At 55.7% G+C, this 8,543-nt stretch carries 7 protein-coding genes; all 7 read left to right on the top strand.

From position 1 onward, the window contains the following. Positions 1-145 precede the first annotated feature (145 nt). Complete coding sequence (locus RE6C_RS28725) at positions 146-2,659, top strand: dockerin type I domain-containing protein (RefSeq protein ID WP_236618597.1); 2,514 nt, start codon at positions 146-148, stop codon at positions 2,657-2,659. Between the two features lie 322 nt (positions 2,660-2,981). Then, positions 2,982-4,454 carry a Gfo/Idh/MocA family protein gene (locus RE6C_RS28720; protein WP_039963801.1) on the top strand — a complete coding sequence of 491 codons (1,473 nt, stop codon included), beginning with the start codon at positions 2,982-2,984 and terminating at the stop codon, positions 4,452-4,454. A gap of 828 nt (positions 4,455-5,282) precedes the next feature. Further along, positions 5,283-5,912, top strand: a complete 630-nt coding sequence (locus tag RE6C_RS28715; protein ID WP_008662462.1) for a hypothetical protein — start codon at positions 5,283-5,285, stop codon at positions 5,910-5,912. A gap of 523 nt (positions 5,913-6,435) precedes the next feature. Further along, positions 6,436-6,651 carry a hypothetical protein gene (locus RE6C_RS32010; RefSeq protein ID WP_144054910.1) on the top strand — a complete coding sequence of 72 codons (216 nt, stop codon included), beginning with the start codon at positions 6,436-6,438 and terminating at the stop codon, positions 6,649-6,651. A 105-nt stretch (positions 6,652-6,756) separates the two neighbouring features. Next, positions 6,757-7,017: a hypothetical protein gene (locus RE6C_RS32350; protein ID WP_039963792.1), complete on the top strand. Its 261-nt coding sequence runs from the start codon at positions 6,757-6,759 to the stop codon at positions 7,015-7,017. A 510-nt stretch (positions 7,018-7,527) separates the two neighbouring features. Then, positions 7,528-8,133, top strand: a complete 606-nt coding sequence (locus RE6C_RS28695) for a hypothetical protein (RefSeq protein WP_008662454.1) — start codon at positions 7,528-7,530, stop codon at positions 8,131-8,133. Positions 8,134-8,160: 27 nt separating this feature from the next. After that, on the top strand, positions 8,161-8,307 hold the full coding sequence (locus RE6C_RS33205) for a hypothetical protein (protein ID WP_008662452.1): 147 nt from the start codon (positions 8,161-8,163) through the stop codon (positions 8,305-8,307). The last annotated feature ends 236 nt before the right edge of the window (positions 8,308-8,543 follow it).

Here is an 8,543-nt window from a genome sequence, read left to right as displayed (position 1 = left end):
GTTCCACCGTATTCAATTGAACTTTGCGTCACGCTTGTTTCGTTTCTGCAATGAATTTGGGAACCAATTGCACGTTCGTCGGCTCCAAGGACTAGGAAACGGCGGCCAAACACGATTCAAAACGCTTTCCCTGCAATCGGCCGACATGCGAAAACGGGCTTCCAGCAACAAAACCAGCCAACGAATCGCCAAACGTCGCCGCAAAGCGATCCGGCGGCCGCTGACGCTCCAGCCGTTGGAAACACGGCGAGTCATGGCGGCTGGCATCCCCGTCGGTGCAACGACCAGCGACACAGCCGAGTTTTTCTTGGGCCGAGTCGCCGTCACACCGATTTTCTTGGATTCAAACGGTCAAACCGACACCAAGACCCAAAACTGGACCGCCGGTGAGATCGATGCGGTGATGGAAGAGATCACAGTCGGGCTGAACTGGTGGACGGAGGCCCTCGATCGACTGGACACGGTCCACTCGCTGGAATTTGTGATCGACGACACGTTCGCAAACGACCCGTTTGAAATTCCCATCGAACCGATCGACCGAACCAGCAACAACTACAGCACCTACGTGGGGCAGTTCCTGGACGGGATGGGCGTCTCGTCATCGCTGTCATTGGACGAAGGCATGTTCGCCTTCAACAATTCTCAACGCGAAACGCATGATACCGACTGGGCGTTCTCACTCTTCATCAGTGACTCGTCAGATGATCCCGATGGCTTCTTTGCCTCCGGTGGATCCTTCTCCGGCGCATTCGCATTCCCCGGTGGCCTGTACGTGATCGCGCCTTCAACTCGGCCGGCTCGCACGTTTGCCCACGAGATCTCGCACATCTTTTGGGGACTCGATGAATACAGCGGCGGTGGCTCGTACAATCAATGCCGCGGCTATTACAACACGCCCAATGACAATGCCTTTGACAATCCGACACCCGGATTCACTCAACAACCCAGCATCATGGCTGGTGGAAACAACTTGGTGAATGGTTACCAAAACTTCGTTTCCCCCGAGTCCACTTTCGCGATGATCGGCTGGCAAGATTCCGACGGCGACGGAATCTTTGATGTGCTCGACGTGCCATTGAACTTCGAAGGCACCGGCCACTACGACTCCGAAACCAACCAACTGCATTTTCGCGGCGAAGCCTCTTCGGGAACGCTGATCAACGAAAACCCCTCGGGCCCGCAAAGCGACATCACTCTAAATGTTGTGTCCGAACTGCAAGTCTCCATCGATGGTGGTGATTGGACGACGCTGCAGACGCCCGACAGTCCCACGGCGACGTTCGATTTCTCGCTCGACGTTCCACCGACGATGACGAGCGTTTCGTTGCGAGTCATCGATGCCGCAACGGGCATCACCAGCCAAACGCTGACCGCTTCCCGCACAACGCCACTCGTCGCCGAAGCACCGGTCGCTGGGTTTGTCTACCTCGATGAAGACGACGACTCCAACCGCAACGAATTTGAGCCCCTGCTGTCGGGAGTCCAGTTCGACGTCTTGGCCGCCAACGGAACCGAATTGGCCAGCGGATCGTTCCATGTCGACGACGTTTCGTTGGACACGGACATTCCCGCCGCCAACGGAATGACGTTCACCGCCATCGGTGACAACGTTCGCAATGAAGTGCAAGTCAAACAGAACTCGCTCTTCGACAATCAATCGTTGATCCACGTCATGGATCAGAATCTGAATCGATGGTGGCCGGCACTGACTTCCCGACTCGGATTGGACGTCGTCTTCGATGAACCAGTCGGATACGTCGAGGTCGACATTGTCGGACTGCAGGATGACAGCTACGGACGTGTCCAAGCCTTCGACGCTTCGGGCAACTTGCTCACCCGAGTCACGACAGACATTCGCAACACCGCCGGCGGAAGTCTCGCCGATGGGGAAGCCTCGACGTTGACCTTGGTTGATCCCGAAGGCCGAATTGCTCGCATCGAAGTCGCTGGCCACGCTGACACACCGATCGGAGTCACCGCGGTGCGTCATGGTGTCGAACCGCAAGTCGTCACCGATGCTTCGGGAGCATTCACGCAAACCAATTTGCCGGATGGCCAGTACCAATTGCGTTGGCAACCCACACAAGTCATCCACGCGATTGCCGACGCGACCATCACCGTGTCTGGTGGCGAAATCACATCGGGAGTCACCACAACCGCGGGACTGGTTTCAGTAGCCGCCACACGAGTCGACAGCCCACGATACAACACCGACCTTGGCGAAGACGTCAACGGCGACGGAGTGGTAACGGCCTTGGATGCACTGCAAGTCATCAACGACTTGAATGCCAACGGGGATCGCACGCTGACGTTTGCCGAAACCGCCGGTTTCAAAATCGATGTCACCAACGACGGCAATGTTTCTGCGTTAGACGCTCTGCGAGTCATCAACAAACTGAACGAACTCGATGGTGGATCCGAACCCGCCGGAGAATACATCGCGTCCTCGGAATCAAACGGCCCTACCGATTCCAATTCGTCTGACTCCGGGGATTCCACAGCGTCCAACGGAGCAATGGTCTCCTCATTCGCGTCTCAGAACGCGCCGCAACCGAGTTTCTCAAATTCCCGCACCAACGACGCCATCTTCCGCGACGACGAAACGCTCGGCGAAATCCTCGCCGTCGAATCCAAAATCGTCGCCGCCTCGGTGACCTGAAAAGCCTCCTCAGGTCCGATCGCTGCTGAACCCAACAACGCCATCATGAATGAGCCGTTTGGACGGTAGTCCCGGTTTTCGCGGAAACGCATTCTGGTGAACGCAACGTGACTCATGCGATTGATAGTCGCGTCAATCGCGGGTGCTCTCTCTCAACCTGTCTCTATCCAGTTATCAACGAGCGGTTCGGCGTCTTTCGCCCGCTCCGCGCATCAGCGACTCCCCAAACCACGCTTTAGCGTAGGAAATTGCCCCAACGTCCTTTGGCGGTTAATCTATGGGCCTGAATCACCCACCAGTCCCAACCCCGGAAAACTCCGCCATGAGCGACCGACGCGAATTCCTTAAAACTTCCGCCGCTGCCGCGACCATTTCAGCTGCGACCCTCACCGCAGCAACCACGACCAGCCAACCTGCCTCCGCCGCACCCGCGGGCAGCAACGAACGTATGCGAATTGGCTTCATCGGCCCCGGTGGCCGCGGTTTCGGCGCTCACGTCAAATCGCTCTGCAAACATCACGAAGCGGGTCGCAAAATTGACCTCGTCGCCGTCGCGGAAGTCTTCGAATCCCAACGCGACAAAGTCGCCGACTACATCGAAAAGGCCACCAAGACCAAACCGGCCAAGTACGTCGACTACCGCGACATGATCGAGAAAGAAAATCTGGACGCGGTCTGCATCGGAACTCCCGACCACTGGCACCATCGCCAAACCATCGACGCGCTCGAAGCCGGACTGAACGTCTACTGCGAAAAGCCGATGACGAAGACGGTCCAAGAAGCCTTCGACGTCGAAGACAAATGGCGAGCCAGCGGCAAAGTCATGCAGGTCGGCGTGCAGTCGACCAGCCTTCCGGTTTGGAACGAAGTCAACGCGTTGCTTCGCGAAGGCAAACTCGGCAAAGTCTTGGGTTTCCAAACCGAATACTTCCGCAACTCCGACGTCGGACAATGGCGTTACTACAAACTCACGCCTGACATGACTCCCAAAACCATCGACTGGAAACGTTGGCTTGGCACCGAACATGACCTTGCGGAAGACGTGCCCTTCGACCGCGAAGTCTACAAGCAATGGCGTCGTTTCTGGCCCTTCGGCAGCGGCATGTTCACGGACTTGTTCGTTCACCGCACCACTTCCATGTTGAAAGCCACCGGCCTTCGCGTGCCCGGTCGCGTCGTCGGTGCCGGCGGAGTTTACCTGGAGTACGACGGACGCGATGTGCCAGACGTTGCCACCGTGGTCGCCGACTTCAACGAAGGTGTTCAAGGCTTGATCACCGCGACGATGTGCAACCAAGAATCACGCGTCAATCAGCTGATCCGTGGCCACTACGGTACGTTCGCATTCGGCAACGGCGAATCCTTCGATGGGTTTGACTTCATTCCTGAACGCGGTCCAGTGACCCACGTTCGACAAGAAGCCGAGCGGATCACCACCAACCCGATCGACAACACCACCATGGCTCACTTCGCCAACTGGTTGGATGCTTGCGAAGCCGGTGATCCATCGCTTTGCAACAACCAACCTGACCTTGGTGCCGCAGCCATGTCGGTCGTCAACCTCGGTGCCCAAAGCTACCGTCAAGGCAAAGTGTTCTTCGTGGACGAAGATCACAAGATTTCCGACCAAGACCCCGGTTGGGCAGCCAAGTGGGAAGAGCGTTCCGCCAACGGCGGCCCCGTCGCCCACATCCCAGGCTGGAACGCTGGTGAATACGGCAGCAAGCAACGCGACCCCGACTATATGCAGTACGGCGGTCCATGGCTCAACGGCAAAGACCCAGCCGAAGGCTAATCGCCTGGCCGTCAACGGCAGCCAATGAGCTCCGCCCACACGTGAGCGAGAAACTCGAACAGTTCTCTCGCTCACGAGCTGGACAACTCAATCATTCCTGACGGGAAACCCGAAGTGTATGCTCTTGTCGATTTTGTTGTGGGTTGACCACTCTTGGCCAACATCCGCTACTCCGACGGGCAAGAGCCCTCATCCTACATGCGTTGAAACGTCATTGACGACTCAATCGACAAGCCATGACGCGTCGAGATTCCTGAAGGCGCCCCGGAGGGGCCGTCGTGAGTAGCTCGGGGCAGAAGCCCCCGAGATCAGTGGCGGGAACAAACAAGGTCGCCCCGGATGGGGCCGGCGTAGGGATGCAGTGCAGTGCCACGCTGAACGGCTCGTTTATTTTGCGGTAGGTTGGCCACTCCTGGCCGACATCCGCCATTCCGACGGGCAAGAGCGCCCATCCTACCTGCGTTGAAACCTCGTTGACGACCCAATCGACAAGCCGGTATGCGAGGACAAACTCAAACTCGTCTTTGGAAACCCGAAGCGCAGGCGAAAAAGGGTTCAGTCCGATTCCTCACCCCCCTGAATCCTCTGCAGGGTGTATCCTAGTAACCCGGCACATGAGTTTTGAAGTTGCGATCTTTGGTTGAATGACCCTTGAAAGCAAAGCACAACTCCCAAATCCGTGAGCGAGATCCGAACCCAAAACACTCGATCCTCGCGCAAGATTCGACTTCCCTCGAGACGCTTGCCTGAAACCTTCGTTGCGCCCCAACGAATATTCACAACAATCGGCCCCTTTCCTGGGTCCCCCCATTTTTCGAAAGAGCCAAAATGAACTTCCGATTGTTCGCTGTCGCTGCCGCGTTTGCTTTGCCAATGTCGCCGGCTACGGGTGAAGAAAACGTTTCGAAACTGAAATCCTCGGAAGCTCGAACGGCGGCCGAATTGGATCAACATGGAACCGATGTCCGGTCGCTGGATCGAAAGTTCCAAGAGGATCTCGCTCGCTTGGAAGAAGCCTACCTTTCTGAACGAGAACGGATGCAACAAACGCTTGTCGAATCACTGGCCAAGGAGCAAAAAGCCCTAACCAAGAAAGGGAAACTGGATCAAGCGATTCAGGTCCGCGAGCAGATCGAACAAATCGAAGCAACAGAGATCGTTCCGCCTCATCCGGCGACGTCGCAATCGACCGCTACCAACGCAAGCGTTTCTACACGCACCAAAGGAATCCAAGGGACTTGGCGTTGGAGCAATGGCGTCGATATCCGCAATCTCGAAAACGGACGAACGAATGGAAACGGAAGCTGGCGATTGATCAACCCGCATGAACAAGTCTACGAATTCCAATGGAAGAGATTGTCACCGGACCACGTCAAGCTCTCTCCCAATGGCCGCGTCCTGGAAGGCACCAAAGCCAACAACCCGACCGTCCGCGTTTGGGCTGTTCGCGTCGACTGAAAGACGCGCTGACTCTGTTGGATTACTCGGCCGCCCAACGATCAGTCCGCGGGGTTGATGTGTTTGACGCAGGTCGGCATGAATGGTCGGGCATAGCAATGTGCGCAGGTTGGGCGTTGGCCCCGGTTGTTCGTGGAAGCAACAACGCTCACCAAGCAGCTCGAATGCCGAAGCCCCGCTGCCAACCTGCTTATACTGGACGACGACTGGTCAGCCTTGCCTGTTGCAATATGTGGAGGAGAGTATGAGGCGTAGAAGAGCAACATTCTCGTGGCTATTTGCTCTTTCCATCGTGTTTTGCATCGGTTTCTCAGAACCGCTCCTGAAGATTGGAAGGGCACTGAATCGTTCTCGCATTGCTGCATCAGCCCCGACCGCAACCGATCAATCACCCTCCATCCATTGGTCCGAAGATCAGATTGTTGGCTGGCAGTATTCCCTTGTTTCAGAGTCACGCATTGCGAACTTTGGCTTTTACGCGGAGGCTGGAACCGCAAGTATTGGCGGTCCGCCCAAAACGGACTTGCCTCATCTTGGAATCAAGGCTGGCGACACGGAAATCATGGAAGTGGAGATGTGCGGTGTCTCCTGGCGTGTCACTCCTGCGGGTTCGCTTTCGCTTACAGTCCCTGACACCGACTACTCTGCTGAACTGCGACTGGTCTACCTCGACGATCAAGTCGCCTCCGTTTGGAACGTCACACGAAGCGAATCGGAGGTTTACATTCGATCCCGTTAAGCAGGTCGGCAGCAGTCTTTCGGCATTTGGACTGTTTCGGCAGGCATTGTTGCTCCCACGACTCAGAAAGGATTCAACATGATCAACATCTACCACTATCTGTAGATGCTTCGTCCATGGCTTCCCGTGGCGGCTCTGCTTGCAATCACCATCGCAGCAGGGTTCAGTGCATACCGCACGCGATTTCCCCACCTGCTCCTCTACCTGGCCGCAGCATCCTTCCTTTCCTTCCTCGGCGAGCAATGGATGCTTGGCATCTATGAAGACCGCACTGATTTCCCAGACGGTTCCGTTCGATTCACAATCAACCAAACCAGTGCTGCAATTTCCTTGATGCTAAGCAGTTCGGCAGGAATGATCGGGTAGAACCTCACGTAGGCGAGTCTCTCTGAGACTCGCAAATGACAGCGTCTCGGAGAGACGCCGCTACGTGATAAAGCCCAATGACTCCCGCTCACGTGCTTACAAACCTTGGGATGGCTGCTCGCGATCGCAGGCGCGTTCATGCAGATCCGCCACACAGCGAAGACAACCAAGAAACCCGACATTGGATCCACCAAACACTGAGCCAACGCCCGGTTATTGCTGATCCTCCCATCAACGATTCTCGTCTCGCTTTGGCTCGCGATACCCCTTCGCCCCACATGTCCATGCGAGGTTCGCTAATATCAGATGCATCGATTGACGCTCTTTGTTCGACGCATTGTCCTCAGCGGATCCAAGTCAAAAAGACTCCCGTCGCATCATTCGGCCAGAATCGTCAGAGAGAAGATCACTGCCAAATTGCTGGACCGATCGCCCGGACAGATCAAACAAGGGTTGACGGATTGTCCTGTCGAATGAGATGCCTCCTACCCTTCAACATCGGAAGCTCAAATGAAATCCTTTTCGATCTTGCTTGCTTCGCTTTTCATTCTCAATGGAATCCTACACGGCGACGAGGTTGCTGCCATCGCGGAAGCAACTAACGAACCTCAATCGGATTCAACTCAGTATTGCGTCGAGCTTTCCGAATTTGAGCTCCAAGAACCCATCGCGATCGGTATGAACGAAGCCGAAGTGATTCAGACCATCCTTCAGTCCGGCGCCAAGCCAATCGAAACGATCCGACTGATCGCGATGCCTAACATGCCGAGTAACGTTCGAAAAGGAAAACAGGTCGCAGTGGTGACCTCCACGATGACGCGTGGTGATGTCACCACTCGCCAAACCAAGGATATCGAAATTGGAACCACCCTTCGGATTCAAATGGGAGAGGACCCTCGAGGCGCATTGGTCAACATCGACTATATAACAGCACGTATCGAAGACGACACAAAGGGCGACTCGAAGCCCGACATTCTGAACAGCACCATCCAAACGACCCTTGTCTGTGTTCCTGGCAAGATGCGACTCGTGTCAACCATTGGATCGAAGCAACTCACCGCAGTGGTCGTCACCATTCACGAATGCAATCGCACGGAAACCAATCCATCCAAATGACGTTGAACTGCCAGCGTGTCTACGTGAATGATTCAAACCAAAAAGAGAGTTCGCCGCATGGAAGAATCGATCAAACTGATCCCTCAGTTCGGTGAATTGGCGTTGTGGGCCAGTGTGGTATGCGTCAGCTTCATGCTGGCTTTCTCCTTGGTTGACCGTCACCCACCACCGTGAACATTCGCAGCAAAATGCGATTCCCTCTGTCAACGAGCGTCAGCCTTCTGGCTGGCGGTACACCTACCGTGAGGAGAACGCTTGGACTGTGGAACGTTTGCTATTGGCGTTCTGAAAACGCATGCAACTTTGCTTCCTGAACAGCACCGGCGACACAACCTGTCTCCCCCCTCCCAAAGAGGTCGTGCAGTTTATCGTGCCGTCGTTTTAGCGGGTTTCAGCATTTGAGAACCTCT

Source organism: Rhodopirellula europaea 6C, from assembly GCF_000338295.1.
GTDB lineage: Bacteria > Planctomycetota > Planctomycetia > Pirellulales > Pirellulaceae > Rhodopirellula > Rhodopirellula europaea.
The sequence above is the reverse complement of the archived record's forward strand: the minus strand, read 5'-3'. Positions and strand labels throughout refer to the sequence as shown.

What these genes read in the sequence shown, in the direction of transcription:
- RE6C_RS28725 (WP_236618597.1), top strand. Translation starts at nt 146, where the DNA reads ATGCGAAAACGGGCTTCCAGCAACAAAACCAGCCAACGAATCGCCAAA.
- RE6C_RS28720 (WP_039963801.1), top strand. Translation starts at nt 2,982, where the DNA reads ATGAGCGACCGACGCGAATTCCTTAAAACTTCCGCCGCTGCCGCGACC.
- RE6C_RS28715 (WP_008662462.1), top strand. Translation starts at nt 5,283, where the DNA reads ATGAACTTCCGATTGTTCGCTGTCGCTGCCGCGTTTGCTTTGCCAATG.
- RE6C_RS32350 (WP_039963792.1), top strand. Translation starts at nt 6,757, where the DNA reads ATGCTTCGTCCATGGCTTCCCGTGGCGGCTCTGCTTGCAATCACCATC.
- RE6C_RS28695 (WP_008662454.1), top strand. Translation starts at nt 7,528, where the DNA reads ATGAAATCCTTTTCGATCTTGCTTGCTTCGCTTTTCATTCTCAATGGA.
- RE6C_RS33205 (WP_008662452.1), top strand. Translation starts at nt 8,161, where the DNA reads ATGATTCAAACCAAAAAGAGAGTTCGCCGCATGGAAGAATCGATCAAA.